The 19,191-nt window shown below is 45.3% G+C and carries 18 protein-coding genes and 1 riboswitch; of the genes, 17 read left to right on the plus strand and 1 reads right to left on the minus strand.

All coding sequences use genetic code 11. The annotated features are described in order from the left end of the window. Window positions 1–19 precede the first annotated feature (19 nt). Window positions 20–125: riboswitch (SAM riboswitch) on the plus strand. Between the two features lie 164 nt (window positions 126–289). The 7 genes from ACFVP7_RS09025 to sirC all read left to right on the plus strand — a co-directional run bounded on the left by ACFVP7_RS09025 (window position 290) and on the right by sirC (window position 5,999). Then, window positions 290–991 (plus strand): phosphoadenylyl-sulfate reductase, encoded by a 702-nt coding sequence (locus tag ACFVP7_RS09025; protein WP_003221498.1) that lies wholly within the window; start codon window positions 290–292, stop codon window positions 989–991. An 11-nt stretch (window positions 992–1,002) separates the two neighbouring features. After that, window positions 1,003–2,067: a sulfate permease gene (gene cysP / locus ACFVP7_RS09030; protein ID WP_338733710.1), complete on the plus strand. Its 1,065-nt coding sequence runs from the start codon at window positions 1,003–1,005 to the stop codon at window positions 2,065–2,067. A 48-nt stretch (window positions 2,068–2,115) separates the two neighbouring features. Continuing rightward, a complete protein-coding gene (sat, locus tag ACFVP7_RS09035; RefSeq protein WP_003245745.1) occupies window positions 2,116–3,264 on the plus strand; it encodes a sulfate adenylyltransferase in 1,149 nt (382 codons plus the stop codon). 12 nt (window positions 3,265–3,276) lie between these two features. Continuing rightward, window positions 3,277–3,870, plus strand: a complete 594-nt coding sequence (gene cysC, locus ACFVP7_RS09040) for an adenylyl-sulfate kinase (protein WP_015252120.1) — start codon at window positions 3,277–3,279, stop codon at window positions 3,868–3,870. 98 nt (window positions 3,871–3,968) lie between these two features. Continuing rightward, on the plus strand, window positions 3,969–4,742 hold the full coding sequence (cobA, locus tag ACFVP7_RS09045; protein WP_015715864.1) for a uroporphyrinogen-III C-methyltransferase: 774 nt from the start codon (window positions 3,969–3,971) through the stop codon (window positions 4,740–4,742). A gap of 2 nt (window positions 4,743–4,744) precedes the next feature. Further along, a complete protein-coding gene (sirB, locus tag ACFVP7_RS09050) occupies window positions 4,745–5,530 on the plus strand; it encodes a sirohydrochlorin chelatase (RefSeq protein ID WP_163117349.1) in 786 nt (261 codons plus the stop codon). Next, window positions 5,511–5,999 (plus strand): precorrin-2 dehydrogenase, encoded by a 489-nt coding sequence (gene sirC, locus ACFVP7_RS09055; RefSeq protein WP_015715866.1) that lies wholly within the window; start codon window positions 5,511–5,513, stop codon window positions 5,997–5,999. Before sirB ends, sirC begins: the two co-directional genes overlap by 20 nt. Window positions 6,000–6,038: 39 nt before the next feature. On the opposite strand, the gene rqcH is transcribed toward sirC, so the two are convergent. Then, entirely contained in the window at window positions 6,039–7,751 is a 1,713-nt protein-coding gene (gene rqcH / locus ACFVP7_RS09060; RefSeq protein ID WP_396583159.1) for a tRNA modification protein RqcH, read from the minus strand. A gap of 121 nt (window positions 7,752–7,872) precedes the next feature. Here rqcH and ACFVP7_RS09065 point away from each other — a divergent pair, with 121 nt between their 5' ends. From ACFVP7_RS09065 to rsmB, 10 genes are all read left to right on the plus strand, one after another. Beyond that, a complete protein-coding gene (locus ACFVP7_RS09065; RefSeq protein WP_014476772.1) occupies window positions 7,873–10,545 on the plus strand; it encodes a calcium-translocating P-type ATPase, SERCA-type in 2,673 nt (890 codons plus the stop codon). An 82-nt stretch (window positions 10,546–10,627) separates the two neighbouring features. Then, on the plus strand, window positions 10,628–11,503 hold the full coding sequence (locus tag ACFVP7_RS09070) for a YicC/YloC family endoribonuclease (protein WP_009967215.1): 876 nt from the start codon (window positions 10,628–10,630) through the stop codon (window positions 11,501–11,503). A 76-nt stretch (window positions 11,504–11,579) separates the two neighbouring features. Then, the gene (gene remA, locus ACFVP7_RS09075; RefSeq protein WP_003154355.1) at window positions 11,580–11,849 is read left to right on the plus strand and encodes an extracellular matrix/biofilm regulator RemA; all 270 of its coding nucleotides are present in this window, start codon (window positions 11,580–11,582) and stop codon (window positions 11,847–11,849) included. 7 nt (window positions 11,850–11,856) lie between these two features. Further along, the gene (gene gmk, locus ACFVP7_RS09080; protein WP_003232083.1) at window positions 11,857–12,471 is read left to right on the plus strand and encodes a guanylate kinase; all 615 of its coding nucleotides are present in this window, start codon (window positions 11,857–11,859) and stop codon (window positions 12,469–12,471) included. A 3-nt stretch (window positions 12,472–12,474) separates the two neighbouring features. Then, a complete protein-coding gene (gene rpoZ / locus ACFVP7_RS09085; RefSeq protein WP_003221520.1) occupies window positions 12,475–12,678 on the plus strand; it encodes a DNA-directed RNA polymerase subunit omega in 204 nt (67 codons plus the stop codon). An 80-nt stretch (window positions 12,679–12,758) separates the two neighbouring features. Then, window positions 12,759–13,979 carry a bifunctional phosphopantothenoylcysteine decarboxylase/phosphopantothenate--cysteine ligase CoaBC gene (gene coaBC / locus ACFVP7_RS09090; protein ID WP_396583160.1) on the plus strand — a complete coding sequence of 407 codons (1,221 nt, stop codon included), beginning with the start codon at window positions 12,759–12,761 and terminating at the stop codon, window positions 13,977–13,979. Beyond that, window positions 13,976–16,393, plus strand: a complete 2,418-nt coding sequence (gene priA, locus ACFVP7_RS09095) for a primosomal protein N' (protein ID WP_043857477.1) — start codon at window positions 13,976–13,978, stop codon at window positions 16,391–16,393. The genes coaBC and priA overlap by 4 nt, the downstream gene beginning before the upstream one ends. Window positions 16,394–16,419: 26 nt before the next feature. Continuing rightward, window positions 16,420–16,902 carry a peptide deformylase gene (def, locus tag ACFVP7_RS09100; protein ID WP_015383630.1) on the plus strand — a complete coding sequence of 161 codons (483 nt, stop codon included), beginning with the start codon at window positions 16,420–16,422 and terminating at the stop codon, window positions 16,900–16,902. Window positions 16,903–16,906: 4 nt separating this feature from the next. Further along, window positions 16,907–17,860, plus strand: coding sequence for a methionyl-tRNA formyltransferase (fmt, locus tag ACFVP7_RS09105; protein WP_396583161.1), 954 nt, complete (start codon window positions 16,907–16,909; stop codon window positions 17,858–17,860). After that, window positions 17,847–19,190 (plus strand): 16S rRNA (cytosine(967)-C(5))-methyltransferase RsmB, encoded by a 1,344-nt coding sequence (gene rsmB, locus ACFVP7_RS09110; RefSeq protein WP_396583162.1) that lies wholly within the window; start codon window positions 17,847–17,849, stop codon window positions 19,188–19,190. The genes fmt and rsmB overlap by 14 nt, the downstream gene beginning before the upstream one ends. Window position 19,191: the final 1 nt, after the last annotated feature.

Here is a 19,191-nt window from a genome sequence, read left to right on the forward strand (position 1 = left end):
AATTTACTACAAATCTAAAAACTTATCAAGAGCGGCTGAGGGACTGGACCTATGAAGCCCGGCAACCTGCATAGTTTGTAAGGTGCTACTTCCAGCAAAATGAATTCCATTTTGAAAGATAAGGGCTACATGCTGTTCCTGTCTTTCTTTCCGCCGGATTGAAAGTTTTTTATTTTAAGAGGAAAAAAGGCTGTCTGTGATATCAGCAGCCGCGAATCACATTACAATTGGGAAAAGACAACCGGCAGAAAGCTACTGTTTGTTTGTCTCCGAAAGGAGGAAAGAAGAAATGTTAACGTATGATAATTGGGAAGAACCAACGATTACATTTCCGGAAGACGATCCTTATAAAGGAGCGCTGTCAGTTTTAAAATGGGCATACGGCCATTACGGCAATCAGCTTGTTTATGCCTGCAGTTTCGGAATTGAGGGAATCGTTCTGATTGACTTAATTTATAAAGTGAAAAAAGACGCAGAGATTGTGTTTCTTGATACAGGACTTCATTTTAAAGAAACCTATGAAACAATTGAACGAGTGAAAGAGCGTTATCCGGGTCTTAATATCATCCTGAAAAAACCAGACCTCACCCTTGAGGAACAAGCCGAAGAACATGGTGACAAACTGTGGGAAAGAGAGCCGAATCAATGCTGCTATCTTAGAAAGGTCGTTCCTTTAAGAGAGGCGCTTTCAGGACATCCAGCCTGGCTTTCCGGCCTGCGCCGTGATCAAGGGCCAAGCCGTGCCAATACGAATTTCTTAAACAAAGATGAAAAATTCAAGTCAGTAAAAGTTTGCCCGCTTATCCATTGGACTTGGAAAGACATTTGGAGATACACATCCCGGAATGAACTGGACTACAATCCGCTTCATGACCAAGGATATCCAAGTATTGGCTGTGCGCCTTGCACTGCTCCCGCTTTTACAGCGGAGGATTTGCGCTCAGGCAGATGGAATGGTATGGCGAAAACAGAATGCGGACTGCATGAATAAGGAGCTGCAAAATGGAATTAGCCGCTATTTTATTTAGCTTGTTTTTCGCGATGAATATTGGTGCAAGCGGCGCTGCAGCTTCGATGGGGGTTGCTTACGGCTCCGGAGCCATCAAAAAGAAAACCTACGCTTTGATCCTATGCGCAGTCGGTGTCTTTGCCGGGGCGGTCATTGGCGGAGGCGAGGTTGTAAAAACAATCAGCTCCGGCATTATTCCTGAGCAGACGATTACACTGACGATTGTTTGCATCATTATTGGAGCTGCTGCCCTGTCGCTCTTTACTGCTAATCTGCTCGGCATACCTTTGTCGACAAGTGAAGTAACAGTCGGCGCGGTTGTCGGCGTGGGAGTGGCTTATAAAGTATTGTTTGTGAACAATCTTCTGATCATTGTGTCATTTTGGGTTTTTGTCCCGCTGTTCGCTTTCGGCTTCACCTATTTCGTATCTAAGCTGTTTCGTTATTTTAAGATTGAAGTAAAATCTTCTAAAAAACAAAAAATCCTCGGCGTTGTTTTGTTAGTTGCCGGATTTTTCGAAGCATTCTCTGCCGGCATGAATAACGTGGCGAATGCTGTTGGCCCGTTAGTAGCTGCCGATGTGCTTGATGTCGGAAAAGGAACCTTGTATGGAGGAGCTTTTGTTGCTCTTGGCGCACTGTTATTAGGCCGGCGTGTGCTAGAAACAAACGGGAAGAAAATTACGAGATTCTCCAAAGGGGAAGGCATTCTCTTATCCGGTACAGGAGCCGGACTGGTGATCATCAGTTCTGTATTTGGGATGCCGGTGCCCTTGGCGCAAGTCACGTCATCGTCTATTATCGGAATAGGCATGGCAAAAAACGGTCCGAACGTGTTCCATAAACAAGTTGTTCAAACGATGCTGAAGGTATGGATCGTATCGCCATTTTTATCTTTATCGATTTCTTATATGCTTGTATCCTTGTTTTTAAAAGCAGATTATTATTCGATCTTTATCATGGTAAGTGTGCTTCTAGCGGCGGGCGGTGCCGTCAGCCTGACAAAGGCCATTCGTAAAGAGAGACGCTCAATCCACGAACAAGGCGGGGGAATCTGATCATTAATCTGAGTAATTTTATAAGTTAACTAGGAGGAGATGGATATTATGAGCTTAGCACCACACGGAGGAACATTAGTAAACAGAGTAGATGAATCATATGATGTGAGCGGCATTCAAAAAGAAATTGAACTTGATTTAATTTCTTTCGCGGATTTGGAATTGATCGGTATCGGTGCATACAGCCCGATTGAAGGTTTCTTTAATGAAAAAGATTACGTATCTGTAGTCGAAAACATGCGTCTTTCTTCCGGCGTTGTCTGGTCTCTTCCAATCACGCTTCCGGTCGATGCGCAAAAAGCAGCGGAACTGTCACTTGGTGAAACGGTAAAGTTAACGTATGAAGGAGAAACATACGGCGTTATCCAAATCGAAGACCTGTACGTGCCTGACAAACAAAAAGAAGCTGTCAATGTGTACAAAACAGATGAACAGGAGCATCCTGGTGTTAAAAAGCTGTTCAGCCGCGGCAATACATATGTCGGCGGACCGATTACGTTGATTAAAAAAGCTTCAAAACAGTTCCCTGAATTTACATTTGAACCGTCAGAAACGAGACGCCAGTTTGCGGAAAAAGGCTGGGAAACCATTGTCGGTTTCCAAACAAGAAACCCTGTTCACAGAGCGCATGAATACATTCAAAAAACGGCTCTTGAAACAGTAGACGGCTTGTTCTTGAATCCGTTAGTAGGTGAAACAAAATCTGATGACATTCCAGCTGATGTACGGATGGAAAGCTACCAAGTGCTTCTTGATCATTATTACCCGAAAGATCGCGTTTTCCTTGGTGTCTTTTTAGCGGCGATGCGTTATGCAGGCCCGAGAGAAGCAATTTTCCACGCGCTTGTCAGAAAGAACTACGGCTGCACACATTTCATCGTCGGCCGTGATCATGCAGGTGTAGGCGACTATTACGGAACATACGAAGCACAGGAGCTGTTTGACACATTTAAACCTGAAGAACTCGGAATTACACCGCTGAAATTTGAGCACAGCTTCTTCTGTAAAAAATGCGGAAATATGGGAACAGCGAAAACATGCCCTCATGGCAGAGAGCATCACGTCATTTTATCAGGCACTAAGGTAAGAGGTATGCTGAGAGACGGTGTGCTGCCGCCTGCTGAATTCAGTCGAAAAGAAGTAGTAGAAGTGTTAATCAAAGGGATGAAGAAAAAAGAAGAAGTAGGCGTATCTTAAGGAGGACTGGCAGTGACAAATCGCGATATTGTATGGCATGAAGCCTCTATCACAAAAGAAGAGTATCAGCAAAAAAACAAGCATAAAAGCTCCATTCTCTGGCTGACAGGGTTAAGCGGCTCAGGCAAATCAACCATTGCCAACGCCGCTGCGAGAGAATTGTTTGAGCAAGGCTACCAAGTCATTGTGCTGGACGGGGATAATATCCGTCACGGCCTAAATAAGGATCTTGGTTTTTCTGATGAAGACCGAAAAGAAAACATCCGCCGGATCGGAGAGGTGGCGAAGCTTTTTGTTCAGCAGGGAACCATTGTGATTACTGCTTTTATCTCTCCTTTCCGCGAGGACAGACAACAGGTTCGCGAGCTTGTGGAAGCGGGCGAATTTAATGAAGTCTACATTAAATGCGACCTTGATATTTGTGAACAAAGAGATCCGAAAGGACTTTACAAAAAAGCAAGAAACGGCGAGATTCCGTTTTTTACAGGAATTGATTCACCTTATGAAGAACCGGAAGCTCCAGAGCTCGTTCTTGATTCTGGACAGCATGACCGTGAAGCGTGTAAAAATCAGCTGATCGAGTTTGTTAAACAAAAATTGAGCTGAATATGATCTGCTGCGTTCTTCTCAGATGCCGGAATGCAAGCGAGAACAACATCACAGCGAATGCTCTGGAAGAACTCGAATAGATCGGGGGAAATACGATGGGGAAAGTATATATTGTAGGAGCGGGTCCTGGTGACCCTGATCTGCTGACAATTAAAGCGCTGAAAGCCATTGAAAAAGCTGATGTCATCTTATACGACAGATTAGTAAATAAAGAGATTTTACAATATGCCAAAGAGCAAGCAGACCTGATCTACTGCGGGAAGCTTCCAGATTTTCATACGATGAAGCAAGAAACCATCAATCGGTTTCTTGTAAAGTATGCGCAAAAAGGGAAAACCGTTGTCAGGCTGAAAGGCGGAGACCCTTTTGTGTTCGGCAGGGGGGGAGAAGAAGCGGAATGTCTCTCTGAAAACGGAATTCCGTTTGAAATCATCCCCGGCATTACGTCTGGAATCGCGGCAGCCGCTTATGCCGGGATTCCTGTTACTCATCGGGAGGCGGGCTCTAACGTCGCTTTTGTAACGGGTCATTATAAAAAAGAAGAAGATTTTGAGGAAAAGTGGAAAGCGCTGGCTACAGGAATTGATACACTTGTCATCTATATGGGTATCAAAAACGTGCAGCAGATTGAAAGAAAACTCCTTGAAAACGGCCGGGACGGTTCTACGCCGGCAGCCTTTATTCATTGGGGAACAACGGACAAGCAAAAATCTGTTTTTTGTACAGTTGACACCCTTTCAGAAACGGTGATAAAAGAAAACATTACAAATCCGAGTTTAATTGTCATTGGAAATGTTGTAAATTATCACTATAAGCTGGAATGGTTTGAATCTGAACTGAAAAAACAAGATTTAAGCGAGGCGTTGTAAAAATGAAACAAGCAATTTTATATGTCGGCCACGGCAGCCGGGTCAAAAAAGCGCAGCAAGAAGCCGCAGCCTTTTTGGAAGGATGCAAGGCCCACATCTCTGTGCCAGTACAAGAAATCAGCTTTTTAGAGCTTCAGGAGCCGGCAATTGAGACAGGATTTGAAGCATGTGTGAAGCAAGGCGCCACTCATATCGCAGTGGTGCCTCTGCTTCTTTTAACAGCTGCGCATGCAAAACATGATATTCCGGAAGAAATTGCGCGTGCTGCATCCCGATATCCGTCAGTCCGCATTTCATACGGAAAGCCGATCGGGATTGACGAAGAAGTAGTCAAGGCTGTATATCACCGAATGAAAGACATAGGTGTTCCATATGAAAATGCCAGAGTGGTGCTCATCGGAAGGGGAAGTTCAGATCCAGATGTCAAAAGAGACGTAACCGGTATTGCTAATCTTCTTCAGGAAATGATTCCAGTCAAGGAAATCATTCCGTGCTTTTTGACAGCATGCGGCCCGAATTACAAAGAGGTTTTTTCAGAACTTAAAAAAGATGACGGCACAACAACCTTTATCGTTCCATATTTGCTTTTTACGGGTATGCTGATGAATGAAATCGAACGAGAGGTTCAGAAATTAAAAGCCCATAATCCGAACGTCTACCTCTCTTCCTATATCGGTTTTCATCCTCATGTGAAAAACGCATTTTTGAACCGTGTGAGAGAAACTGCGGCAAATTCTGAGGGACAATTTGATTTTGATGGAGGTTCATATGCTTCCGCTGCACATTAGCCTGGAAAAGAAGAAGGTTGTGATTGCGGGGGGCGGCAGCATCGCTCTCAGAAGGCTGAAAACGGTGATTTCTGAGGGAGCTGATATAACGCTTGTCAGTCCGGATGTGGAACCGGAAATCAAGCAAATGGCAGAAGAGCGGCGTATCAAATGGGAAAAACGGACAATTGAAAAAGAAGATTATCTCAATGCTTTCTTCATTATTGCTGCGACGGATAATGCGGCAGTGAACAAAGAAATTGCCCAATCCGCTTCGCCTTTTCAGCTTGTCAATTGTGTCAGTGACGCTGAGCTTGGCAATGTATATATGCCGAAAATCGTAAAAAGAGGGCATGTCACTGTGTCTGTTTCTACAAGCGGAGCCAGTCCAAAGCACACGAAAGAGCTTGCTGAAAACGTGGATAAGCTGATTGACGGCGATTTTGTTGCTGAAGTGAACAGGCTTTATCAAGTGAGAAGAAAGAAATAAGCCAGAGCATACAAATGCTCTGGCTTTTCTTTATGCGGCTCAGCTTTTTTTGAGCTTGATGACAGTATCAGCATCAGGCGTGACAAAGACGGTATGCTGGCTGTCATAGGTGACGAAACCGGGTTTCGCGCCGTTTGGTTTTTTGACATGCCTGATTTTTGTATAATCTACAGGCACTGAACTTGAATCTTTAGCTTTTGAAAAATAAGCTGCAATTGTCGCGGCTTCCATGATTGTTTGCTCATCCGGTTCGCTGCTTCTGATCACAACGTGGGAGCCGGGAATGTCCTTCGTGTGAAGCCAGATATCGTCTCTTGCCGCCGCTCTGGTCGTTAAATATTCATTTTGACGATTGTTCTTACCCACTAAAATTGTCAGGCCTGAGGTGGATTCATATGTTTCTAACACCGGATTGTGCGGTTTTTGCTTTTTCTGGCCTTTTTGCTGCTTAGGGCGCAAATATTTGCCCTCAACAAGCTCTTCCCTGATTTCGCTGATATCCCGGGGAGAAGCGGACGAAAGCTGCTGAATCAGCTGATCAAAATATTCGATCTCTTCCTGTGCCAGCCTGATTTGCTCCTCGACAACTGCGACCGAATTTTTCGCTTTCTGATACTTCGTGAAATAGGCCTGTGCGTTTTCAGAAGGCGTTTTGTTTGGGTTTAAAGGAATCGTGATTGTCGGGCTTTCTTCATCATAATAATTGATGACCTCAGCCTGTTTATCACCTTTTTTTAGCATATATAAATTAGCGGTTAAAAGCTCTCCGTAAAGCTGAAACTCCTTCGCGTTTTCCGAATACTCCAGGGTTTTCTCTAATTTTTTGATTTTGTTGGCATTTTTCTTCCTTTCGTTTACAACAAAACGCTCAAGATCCTGAGCCTGTTGCTTGACCCGGTCTCGTTCAGCTTTTCCGAAATAAAAACGGTCGAGCAGTTCGCTTAATGAATCAAAACGGCGCGCTTCGCCCTTTAGATGAGTCAGCTCCAGCAGATAAAAATATTCCTTTCCGTTTACAGTCGTAATGTTGGGAATGAAACGGTGCTCTTTCACTTCGGCAAACAGTGCCAGCAACGCTTTTGGCAGTGTGACTTTGTTGGCAAGGCCTGCTCTGTGAACCGCTTCTTTGGCGAAAAGCGGAGACACCCCTGAAAAGTGGTCGACAATTTGTTTATCAAGCCTTCCTTCTTGAAAGCTGAGGTGACGCAAAATATCATCTTCTGACGCCTCAAGAGGCGATATTTTGTCCTGAGCAGGCGGAAGCTTATAATCTTGGCCGGGCAGTACTGTACGGTAGCTGTTCATTGACGGTGATAAGTGCTTAAGTCCGTCGATGATCACATTTTCTGCTGCGTCAGTCAAAATGATATTGCTGTGGCGGCCCATAATTTCTACATAAAGCTTTCGTACGGTTTCATCGCCAATTTCGTTTCGGCTTTTGATATGAAAAATCATAATGCGGTCTAAGCCCGCTTGTTCAATTTTCTCAATGAATCCGCCTTCGATATGCTTTCTCAGCAACATGCAAAACATTGGCGGTTCGCTTGGATTTTCATAAGCTTGTGCCGTGATATGCACCCGTGAATAGCTCGGATGTGCCGATAATAATAGTTTTTGGTTTTTTCCCTGGGCACGGATGTGGAAAATCACATCGTGCTTATATGGCTGATGGATTTTTGTAATTCGTCCGCCCATTATTTTCTCGTTAAGTTCGTGTGTCATTCCGTATGTAAACATGCCATCAAACGACATATGCAATACACCCTCTCATTCTTCCTGCATTCGATAATTATAGCATGAAATGGGACGAGTCAGAATAAGCATGCTTATAGAGTGATATCTCTATAAGAGAGCAGGGGAGTGGACGAGCGGAATGAAGTTTCATGAAATGGGACAAACAGATTTACTAGAGGCAACCAATACGTCCATGAAACAAGGATTAACAGAAAAAGAGGTAAAAAAACGCCTTGACAAGCATGGACCAAACGAGCTGCAAGAAGGGAAAAAAACTTCAGCGCTTCTCTTGTTTTTCGCGCAGTTCAAAGATTTTATGGTGCTTGTGCTTCTGGCGGCAACGTTAATCTCAGGTTTTCTTGGTGAATATGTAGATGCGGTTGCGATTATTGCGATTGTGTTTGTGAATGGCATACTCGGTTTCTTTCAAGAAAGGCGTGCTGAGCAATCTCTTCAGGCTTTAAAAGAGCTTTCAACACCGCATGTCATGGCACTCAGGGAAGGAAGCTGGACAAAGATTCCTTCTAAGGAACTGGTGCCGGGTGATATTGTGAAATTTACGAGCGGGGACAGAATTGGCGCAGACGTTCGAATTGTTGAAGCGAGAAGCCTTGAAATAGAAGAATCAGCGCTAACCGGGGAATCAATCCCGGTTGTGAAGCATGCTGATAAATTGAAAAAACCGGATGTTTCACTTGGCGATATTACCAATATGGCATTTATGGGTACGATTGTGACCCGCGGCAGCGGTGTGGGGGTTGTCGTCGGGACAGGAATGAATACGGCTATGGGGAAAATTGCCGACATGCTTGAATCGGCAGGGACATTGTCAACCCCGCTGCAAAGAAGACTGGAGCAGCTCGGGAAGATTTTGATTGTTGTTGCATTGCTTCTGACCGTACTTGTCGTTGCTGTCGGTGTTATTCAGGGTCATGATCTGTACAGTATGTTTTTAGCAGGTGTCTCGTTAGCGGTAGCCGCTATTCCGGAGGGGCTGCCGGCGATTGTGACAGTGGCGCTTTCGCTTGGTGTACAGAGGATGATTAAACAAAAATCCATTGTTAGAAAGCTTCCTGCTGTTGAAACGCTTGGGTGTGCGTCTATCATTTGTTCAGATAAAACAGGGACAATGACCCAAAACAAAATGACGGTGACACATGTCTGGTCCGGAGGGAAAACATGGAGAGTGGCAGGGGCCGGCTATGAACCGAAAGGAAGCTTCACACTAAACGAAAAAGAGATCAGTGTCAATGAACATAAGCCGCTTCAGCAGATGCTTCTGTTCGGAGCGCTTTGTAACAACTCCAATATTGAGAAAAGAGACGGCGAATATGTGCTTGACGGAGATCCGACAGAGGGAGCGCTGCTCACCGCGGCAAGAAAAGGCGGTTTTTCAAAGGAGTTTGTTGAATCAAACTACCGGGTGATCGAAGAATTTCCGTTTGATTCTGCACGGAAAATGATGACTGTCATCGTAGAGGATCAAGACAGAAAGCGCTATATCATTACAAAAGGTGCACCGGATGTACTGATGCAGCGATCTTCCCGTATTTATTATGATGGCTCAGCGGCTCTTTTTTCAAATGAAAGAAAAGCAGAAACAGAGGCGGTATTAAGACATTTGGCATCACAGGCGCTCAGAACGATAGCGGTCGCCTACAGGCCGATAAAAGCAGGCGAAACACCGTCAATGGAGCAGGCGGAAAAAGATCTGACCATGCTTGGCCTTTCAGGTATCATTGATCCCCCGCGGCCGGAAGTCAGACAGGCGATAAAAGAATGCCGTGAAGCAGGAATTAAGACCGTTATGATAACAGGTGATCATGTAGAAACCGCTAAAGCGATAGCGAAAGACTTGCGCCTCCTTCCGAAAAGCGGCAAAATCATGGACGGCAAGATGCTGAATGAACTTTCTCAAGAAGAGCTTTCTCATGTGGTGGAGGATGTGTATGTATTTGCCCGCGTTTCCCCTGAACATAAACTAAAAATCGTAAAAGCCTATCAGGAGAACGGGCATATTGTGGCGATGACGGGAGACGGCGTCAATGATGCTCCTGCCATTAAACAAGCTGATATCGGCGTCTCTATGGGCATTACCGGGACAGATGTGGCCAAAGAAGCATCATCTCTTGTTCTCGTAGATGATAATTTTGCGACGATTAAATCAGCGATAAAAGAAGGCAGGAACATCTACGAAAATATCAGGAAGTTTATCAGATACCTGTTGGCGTCTAACGTCGGAGAAATCCTTGTCATGCTGTTTGCGATGCTGCTCGCCCTTCCTTTACCGCTCGTTCCGATTCAGATTTTGTGGGTCAACTTGGTGACGGACGGATTGCCGGCAATGGCGCTCGGCATGGATCAGCCGGAAGGAGACGTCATGAAGCGCAAGCCCCGTCATCCGAAAGAAGGGGTATTTGCCCGCAAGCTAGGATGGAAGGTCGTTTCCAGAGGATTTTTAATCGGAGTTGCCACTATTTTAGCGTTTATCATCGTGTACCACCGCAATCCGGAAAACTTGGCTTATGCCCAGACGATCGCGTTTGCCACATTGGTGCTGGCTCAGCTTATTCACGTTTTTGACTGCCGCAGCGAAACTTCTGTTTTCTCTAGAAATCCGTTTCAAAACCTGTATTTAATCGGCGCGGTATTGTCATCCATTTTGCTGATGCTTGTAGTAATCTACTATCCGCCGCTTCAGCCGATTTTCCATACTGTAGCCATCACGCCGGGGGACTGGATGCTCGTCATCGGTATGTCCGCCATCCCTACTTTTTTGCTGGCGGGGTCACTTTTAACAAGAAAAAAATAAATTCATATGATATAATCTTAGGGGTAATAGCGTGTCTATTGCCCTTTTATTATGAGAACAGGGAAGAATTGGGTGTTTTAAAATGATACGAAGTATGACAGGCTTCGGCAGTGCAAGCAAAACACAAGACGATCTCTCTGTAAGCGTTGAACTTAAATCTGTGAACTACAGATTTAAAGAAGTGAACGCTCGTTTGCCAAGGCCTTTGCTATATTTTGAAGATAAGCTGAAACAGACCATTCTGCAGCATATTCAGCGCGGAAGAATTGAGCTTTTCGTATCCGTTGACAGCGATATGCTTGTTGAGAAAAGGCTTGAAATTGATTGGCCGCTGCTCGATGAGTTTGTCGCAGCCGCGAGAGATATGAAGAAGCGGTATCAATTGTCTGCAGAGCCCGATGTAATGGATTTCTTTAAGCTTGATCATGTCGTCCAGGTTCATGAAGAACAGACGCAAAATGACAAGCTGGAGGCGTTGATCATCGATGCTGCAGAAGAAGCGGTAAAAGGTCTCTGTGAAATGCGTGAAAAAGAGGGGCTGCTCTTAGCGAAAGACTGCCTGATGCATATTGATCAGCTTGAAGAGCTGGTGAGAGAAACTGAATTGCTGGCTGCAGATGTCGTATCTCGTTACCGGGAACGGCTGTACGCCAGAATCAAAGAATGGACTGAAGACGTATTAGACGAGAGCCGGCTTGTAACAGAATGCGCTATTTTTGCAGACCGCTCTGATATCACTGAAGAGATTACAAGGCTGAAGAGCCACTTCGCCCAGTTTCGTGATATATTAGCTAGTGGCGGAGCTGTCGGGCGCAAACTCGACTTTCTTGTTCAGGAGCTCAATCGGGAAGCAAATACGATCGGCTCAAAAGCAAATGATCATCAGATCACAAAGCTTGTCGTTGAAATGAAAAGTTCTATTGAAAAAATAAAAGAACAAGTGCAAAATATAGAATAGTGACTGTGCGTATTGTTTACAGACGGTCTTACTAGGCTAAACTAGAGACGTCTATTTTACAGGGGGAACGTAGAAGATGACGATTAAACTGATTAATATCGGATTTGGCAATATCATCTCCGCCAATCGGATGATTTCGATTGTCAGCCCGGAGTCTGCGCCAATCAAACGGATGATTCAGGATGCAAGAGACCGCGGAATGCTAATTGACGCTACATACGGACGAAGAACCCGTGCAGTTGTCGTCATGGATAGTGATCACATTATCTTATCTGCCGTCCAGCCTGAGACAGTTGCACACAGACTTTCTGTTAAAGAAGAAATTATGGATGAAGGGCAGGGGTAATTGCCGCATGAAAGAAAGAGGGTTATTAATCGTTCTCTCAGGTCCCTCAGGAGTTGGTAAAGGAACGGTTCGACAAGCGATCTTTTCGCAGGAAGACACAAAATTTGAATATTCGATTTCAGTAACCACAAGAAGTCCAAGAGAGGGCGAAGTGAACGGAGTCGATTATTTTTTCAAAACAAGAGATGAATTCGAGCAAATGATTGCGGACAACAAGCTGCTTGAATGGGCAGAGTATGTCGGCAATTATTACGGCACGCCAGTCGATTATGTTGAACAGACGCTTCAAGATGGAAAAGACGTCTTTTTAGAAATTGAAGTTCAAGGGGCTCTTCAAGTGAGAAATGCTTTCCCGGAAGGCCTGTTTATTTTCCTTGCGCCTCCAAGCCTTTCTGAACTGAAAAACAGAATCGTGACACGAGGCACAGAAACAGACGCTCTGATTGAAAATCGAATGAAAGCTGCAAAAGCTGAGATCGAAATGATGGATGCTTATGACTATGTCGTTGAAAACGATAATGTCGAAACGGCTTGCGATAAAATCAAAGCAATCGTTCTTGCTGAACATTTGAAGCGTGAACGCGTTGCACCAAGATATAAGAAAATGCTGGAGGTTGAATAATCAATGTTAGATCCGTCAATTGATTCTTTAATGAATAAATTAGATTCAAAATATACGCTCGTGACTGTTTCTGCGAGACGCGCCCGTGAAATGCAAATCAAAAAAGACCAAATGATTGAACATACGATTTCACACAAATATGTAGGCAAAGCTTTAGAAGAAATTGATGCAGGCCTGCTTTCGTTTGAAAAGGAAGACCGCGAATAGTAGCACAAGTAGCAACCTATATCATGTAGGTTGTTATTTTTTTCCGTGCGGTTTTGTAAAGTGCAGAGGGGGAGAATTCATTGCTAAACAATCGAAATGTGTTACTTTGCGTGAGCGGAGGCATCGCTGTTTATAAAGCCTGTGCGTTAACAAGCAAGCTGGTTCAGGCAGGAGCAAATGTCAAAGTGATTATGACTGAATCCGCTTGCCGATTCGTTTCACCGCTGACATTTCAGGCATTGAGCCGCCACGAAGTCTATACAGATACATTTAAAGAACAAAATCCAAGCGTTATTTCTCATATTGATGCCGCAGACTGGGCCGACTTGATTATCGTAGCGCCGGCTACGGCTAATGTGATTGGAAAACTGGCAAACGGCATCGCTGATGATATGCTGACGACAACATTGTTGGCAGCAACGGCTCCCGTTTGGATCGCGCCGGCGATGAACGTTCATATGTATGACCACCCGGCAGTCAAACGAAACATTTCTGTTCTTTATCAGGACGGTTATCGTTTTATTGAGCCAAGTGAGGGCTATTTAGCATGCGGTTACGTAGGAAAAGGCAGATTGGAAGAGCCGGAAAACATCGTAAAGCTGGCCGAGAAACATTTTGCTGAAGAAACATCCGCTCCTTTAGAAGGCAAGCATGTGGTCATTACAGCCGGCCCAACGCGGGAAGCGATTGATCCTGTCCGGTTTTTTACCAATAAATCGACGGGCAAAATGGGCTACGCACTAGCGGAGGCTGCTGTTCAGCTCGGCGCACGGGTAACCTTAATTTCTGGGCCTGTTTCACTTGATCAGCCTAAAGGCCTTGCTGAGTTTATCACTGTTCAATCGGCTGCGGATATGCGCGAAGCTGTGCTCTCTGTGTATGACGCAAGCGATATAGTCATTAAAACAGCTGCGGTAGCCGATTTTACGCCGAAAACAGTATTTGACCATAAAATGAAAAAACAAGACGGCGGCATGACCTTAGAACTGAAAAGAACAGTCGATATTTTGAAAGAATTGGGCGAGAAAAAGAAAGAGCAGATTTTGGTCGGATTTGCCGCCGAAACACAAGACATTGAACACTATGCACGTAAAAAGCTCGCCGCTAAAAACCTTGATTTGATTGTGGCAAATGATGTGAAAGCAAATGGGGCCGGTTTTGGTGCTGATACGAATATCGTGACAATCTTTTTCAAAGACGGGCATAAACGCGAACTCCCGATTATGTCTAAGCTCGATGTTTCTTTTGAAATCCTTCAGGAGATCGCAGCCCTCTCAAAACAAACCGGAGAGCGCTCATGAATTTTGCCGAAGTCATCGTTGATGTGAGCACCAAAAATATAGACAGGCCTTTTGATTATAAAATCCCAGACCATCTCAAGGGCATGATCAAAACGGGGATGCGGGTCATTGTTCCGTTTGGCCCCCGTAAGATTCAAGGGTTTGTGACAGCAGTCAAAGAAGCATCTGACCTATCGGGAAAATCTGTCAAGGAAGTAGAGGATTTATTAGATCTTACACCTGTTCTGACAGAGGAGCTTATGGATCTGTCATCATGGCTGTCAGACAAAACGCTGTCTTTTAAAATAACGGCGCTTCAAGCAATGCTGCCTGCCGCCTTAAAGGCGAAATATGAAAAAGAATTAAAAATTGCACACGGCGCCGATCTTCCGCCGCAAGTGGAACGGCTGTTTACTGAAACAAAGACGCTGTTGTATTCGGATATACCCGATCATGATACGCTGAAACTGATTCAAAGGCATGTTCAAAAAGGGGACATTGACGTGACGTATAAAGTCGCGCAAAAAACCAATAAAAAAATGGTCAGGCATATTCAGGCAAATGCGAGTAAAGAAGAGCTTGCTAAGCAGGCTGAGGGATTGTCCCGCCAAGCAGCAAAACAGCAGGCGATTCTTCACTTTCTCATCTCTGAGCCGGAAGGTGTGAAAATTCCTGCGGCGGAATTGTGCAAAAAAACGGACACGAGCTCTGCAACCATCAAAACCCTTATCCAAAAAGGGCTTTTGAAGGAAAGCTATGAAGAGGTTTACAGAGATCCCTATCAGGACAAAATGTTCAAAAAAACAGAGCCCCTGCCGCTGACAGACGAACAGAGGGCTGCCTTCGAGCCCATACGCGAGACATTGGACAGCGATGAGCATAAAGTGTTCCTCCTTCACGGCGTGACAGGAAGCGGAAAAACGGAAATTTATCTGCAATCAATTGAAAAAGTACTGGCGAAAGGAAAAGAAGCCATCGTCCTCGTACCGGAAATATCGCTGACGCCGCAAATGGTCAACCGCTTCAAGGGCCGCTTCGGCTCCCAGGTGGCAGTCATGCACAGCGGTTTATCCACAGGAGAAAAATATGACGAGTGGCGTAAAATCCACCGGAAGGAAGTACGGCTTGTCGTCGGTGCCAGATCCGCCATTTTTGCTCCGTTTGAAAATCTCGGAATGATAATCATCGATGAAGAGCACGAGTCTTCCTATAAACAGGAAGAAATGCCGCGCTATCATGCGAAAGAGGTGGCAATCAAGCGGGCTGAGCATCACAGCTGCCCGGTTGTATTAGGGAGTGCTACGCCGACATTAGAGTCATATGCAAGAGCGCAAAAGGGCGTATACGAGCTTCTTTCACTGAAGCACCGTGTTAACCATCGGGTGATGCCTGAGGTTTCGCTTGTCGATATGAGAGAGGAGCTTAGAAACGGCAATCGCTCGATGTTTTCAGTTGAATTGATGGAAAAGCTTGAAGAAACGATTGCCAAGGGTGAGCAGGCGGTGCTGTTTTTAAATAAGAGGGGCTATTCTTCCTTTGTGATGTGCAGGGATTGCGGCTATGTCCCGCAATGCCCGCACTGCGACATTTCCATGACGTATCATCGTTACGGCCAAAGGCTGAAATGCCATTATTGCGGACATGAAGAGCCTGTTCCGCACACTTGTCCTGAATGCGCAAGCGAGCATATCCGCTTTTTCGGAACGGGAACACAGCGAGTGGAGGAAGAGCTGACAAAAGTGCTGCCAAGTGCGAGAGTGATTCGGATGGATGTTGACACGACATCACGGAAAGGCGCCCATGAAAAATTACTGTCAGCTTTCGGAGAAGGAAAAGCGGATATTCTTCTCGGAACGCAAATGATCGCGAAAGGGCTTGATTTTCCGAATGTCACGCTTGTCGGAGTGTTAAGTGCTGATACAACACTTCATATTCCTGATTTCAGATCGGCTGAAAAAACATTTCAGCTGTTAACGCAAGTCAGCGGCCGGGCAGGCAGGCATGAAAAGCCCGGCCATGTCATCATTCAAACGTATACACCGTCTCATTACAGTATCCAGCTGACGAAAACACACGATTATGAAACGTTCTATCAGCATGAAATGGCGCACAGGAGAGAGCAATCCTATCCGCCATACTACTATTTGGCTCTTGTGACTGTTTCTCATGAGGAAGTGGCGAAAGCAGCGGTTACAGCTGAAAAAATCGCTCATTTTTTGAAAGCAAACTGCGGAGCTGACACGAAAATTCTCGGACCAAGCGCGTCGCCGATAGCCAGGATCAAAGATAGATATCGCTATCAATGCGTGATAAAATACAAACAGGAAACCCAGTTATCCGCTTTATTGAAGAAGATACTGGAACATTATAAACGCGAAATTGAACAAAAACATGTAATGATTTCAATTGATATGAATCCTTATATGATGATGTAAGATCTCACGTCTTGGAGGGTAACAAATTGGCAGTAAAAAAGGTCGTCACACATCCTGCGGAGGTTTTGGAAACACCTGCGGAAACCGTGACTGTTTTTGATAAAAAATTAAAAAAACTGCTTGACGATATGTACGACACCATGCTTGAAATGGATGGTGTCGGACTGGCAGCGCCGCAAATCGGCATTTTAAAAAGAGCGGCCGTTGTAGACATCGGGGATGACAGAGGGAGAATTGATCTTGTTAATCCTGAAATTTTAGAAAAAAGCGGCGAGCAAACAGGAATTGAAGGATGCTTGAGCTTTCCTGGCGTCTATGGTGATGTCACACGTGCCGATTATGTCAAAGTGCGCGCGTTTAACCGTCAGGGAAAACCATTCATTCTGGAAGCGCGAGGCTTTTTAGCAAGAGCCGTGCAGCATGAAATGGACCACTTAGACGGTGTGCTGTTTACATCTAAAATAAGTAAATACTATACAGAAGATGAACTAGCGGATATGGAAGGATGATTTGATGACGAGAATCGTATTTATGGGAACGCCAGATTTTTCAGTTCCTGTTTTAAGAACCCTGATTGAGGACGGATATGAAGTAGTGGGGGTCGTCACACAGCCGGACCGTCCGAAGGGCAGAAAAAAAGTCATGACACCTCCTCCGGTAAAGGAAGAGGCATTGCGTCACAGCATCCCGGTTCTTCAGCCGGAAAAAGTCAGATTGACAGAAGAAATTGAGAAAGTGCTGGCATTAAAGCCTGACCTGATTGTAACGGCGGCATTCGGACAAATTTTGCCTAAAGAGCTTCTCGACAGTCCAAAATACGGCTGCATTAACGTTCACGCATCCCTTTTGCCGGAACTGCGCGGCGGGGCACCGATCCATTATTCCATTCTGCAGGGAAAGAAGAAAACCGGGGTTACCATTATGTATATGGTAGAAAAATTGGATGCGGGCGATATGATCTCAAAAGTGGAAGTGGATATTGAAGAAACCGACAATGTAGGAACACTGCACGATAAATTAAGCGTTGCTGGCGCGAAGCTATTGTCTGAAACGGTTCCAAACGTCATTGCCGGCAGCATATCACCTGAAAAGCAGGATGAAGAGAAAGCGACGTACGCGCCTAATATCAAAAGAGAGCAAGAGCTGCTCGACTGGTCCAGAACGGGCGAAGAGCTTTACAACCAGATCCGCGGCTTAAATCCTTGGCCTGTTGCCTATACGACGCTTAATGGACAAAACTTGAAAGTGTGGGAATCGAAAAAAACACCCGCACCAACCAAAGCTGAGCCCGGCACAGTCGTTGCAGTTGAAAAGGAAGGGATTATCGTTGCCACAGGTAACGAGACGGCTCTGTTATTAACCGAACTCCAGCCGGCAGGCAAAAAACGAATGAAAGGCGAAGACTTTGTGCGAGGCGCTCATGTTGAAGCCGGTGATGTGTTAGGAGTAAACAATGAAAAAAACTAGTGTTCGTGACATCGCCCTTGAGGCGCTGATCAAATTAGAACAAAACCAGGCATACAGCAACCTGCTGCTGAAATCGGTCATTAAATCAAATGAACTGAGTGATCAGGACAGAGGGCTTTTGACTGAACTTGTCTATGGTACATTACAAAATAAGATCGCGCTTGATTATATGCTTAAACCGTTTATCAATAAGCCTCAAAAGGTAAAGCCGTGGGTGATTCAGCTTCTTCGCCTATCCTTATATCAAATGGAGTATTTAGAGAAGATTCCAGACAGGGCAGCCATCCATGAAGCGGTTGAGATTGCTAAAATCCGCGGACACAAAGGCATTGCTTCATTTGTCAACGGCGTGCTCCGTTCTATTCAGCGCGAAGGTGTTCCATCCTTTGACGCGATCGAAGATCCTGTACGCCGGCTGGCGACAGAAACAAGCCATCCGGAGTGGCTTGTGAAAGAGTGGGCGGATGCGTATGGATTTGAAGCTGCGGAAAAGATTTGCCGCATCCATCTCATTCCGCCGAAACAGACGCTGCGTGTCAATCAAATGAAAGCAGACAGAGCTGAGCTACTTGACCAAATGGCTGCTGAGGGAATCGAAGTTGAAAAAGGCGACCTCGCTGAAGATGCTGTGAAGCTCTTAAAGGGATCAATTGCCGGAACTCATTTCTTCCAAAACGGCGAAGTATCCATCCAGGATGAGAGCTCCATGCTCGTCGCCCGCGCCCTTGATCCTAAGCCTGATGAAACAGTGCTTGACGCGTGTGCGGCGCCTGGCGGCAAGTCAGCTCATATCGCAGAATTAATGAAGAACAAGGGGAGCGTTACGTCGCTTGATCTTCACAAACATAAAGTGAAGCTGATCAAAGAAGCGGCAAACCGTCTTGGCCTGACAATCATTCATGCGGAGACAATGGATGCGAGAAAAGCGGGGGAAACGTTTGAAAACGAACAGTTTGACCGGATATTGGTTGATGCTCCGTGCTCAGGTTTCGGTGTTATCAGAAGAAAGCCGGACATGAAATACACGAAAAAGCCTGACGACAGCGCGCGTCTAGCTGAAATCCAGCTGTCGATCCTGAGGGAAATCGCACCATTAGTAAAAAAAGGTGGCACTCTTGTCTACAGTACGTGTACAATGGACCGGACAGAAAATGATGAAGTAATACATGCGTTTATACAAGAACATCCTGATTTTGAACCCGATTTGTCTCTTGAAAAGCGGCTGCCTGAAAAGGTGAGACCCTTTGTTCGGGATGGAAGGCTTCAAATCCTTCCTCATTATTTCGGAACAGATGGTTTCTTTATTTGCAGCATGAGAAAGAAGGGATAAG

Origin of the sequence: Bacillus sp. SG20033 (genome assembly GCF_044570195.1) — a bacterium.
Lineage (GTDB): Bacteria > Bacillota > Bacilli > Bacillales > Bacillaceae > Bacillus > Bacillus subtilis.

Excerpts from the sequence above, each read along its gene's own strand:
- ACFVP7_RS09025 (WP_003221498.1), top strand. The coding sequence starts at position 290 with ATGTTAACGTATGATAATTGGGAAGAACCAACGATTACATTTCCGGAA.
- cysP (WP_338733710.1), top strand. The coding sequence starts at position 1,003 with ATGGAATTAGCCGCTATTTTATTTAGCTTGTTTTTCGCGATGAATATT.
- sat (WP_003245745.1), top strand. The coding sequence starts at position 2,116 with ATGAGCTTAGCACCACACGGAGGAACATTAGTAAACAGAGTAGATGAA.
- cobA (WP_015715864.1), top strand. The coding sequence starts at position 3,969 with ATGGGGAAAGTATATATTGTAGGAGCGGGTCCTGGTGACCCTGATCTG.
- sirB (WP_163117349.1), top strand. The coding sequence starts at position 4,745 with ATGAAACAAGCAATTTTATATGTCGGCCACGGCAGCCGGGTCAAAAAA.
- sirC (WP_015715866.1), top strand. The coding sequence starts at position 5,511 with ATGCTTCCGCTGCACATTAGCCTGGAAAAGAAGAAGGTTGTGATTGCG.
- rqcH (WP_396583159.1), bottom strand. The coding sequence starts at position 7,751 with ATGTCGTTTGATGGCATGTTTACATACGGAATGACACACGAACTTAAC.
- ACFVP7_RS09065 (WP_014476772.1), top strand. The coding sequence starts at position 7,873 with ATGAAGTTTCATGAAATGGGACAAACAGATTTACTAGAGGCAACCAAT.
- ACFVP7_RS09070 (WP_009967215.1), top strand. The coding sequence starts at position 10,628 with ATGATACGAAGTATGACAGGCTTCGGCAGTGCAAGCAAAACACAAGAC.
- remA (WP_003154355.1), top strand. The coding sequence starts at position 11,580 with ATGACGATTAAACTGATTAATATCGGATTTGGCAATATCATCTCCGCC.
- gmk (WP_003232083.1), top strand. The coding sequence starts at position 11,857 with ATGAAAGAAAGAGGGTTATTAATCGTTCTCTCAGGTCCCTCAGGAGTT.
- rpoZ (WP_003221520.1), top strand. The coding sequence starts at position 12,475 with ATGTTAGATCCGTCAATTGATTCTTTAATGAATAAATTAGATTCAAAA.
- priA (WP_043857477.1), top strand. The coding sequence starts at position 13,976 with ATGAATTTTGCCGAAGTCATCGTTGATGTGAGCACCAAAAATATAGAC.
- fmt (WP_396583161.1), top strand. The coding sequence starts at position 16,907 with ATGACGAGAATCGTATTTATGGGAACGCCAGATTTTTCAGTTCCTGTT.
- rsmB (WP_396583162.1), top strand. The coding sequence starts at position 17,847 with ATGAAAAAAACTAGTGTTCGTGACATCGCCCTTGAGGCGCTGATCAAA.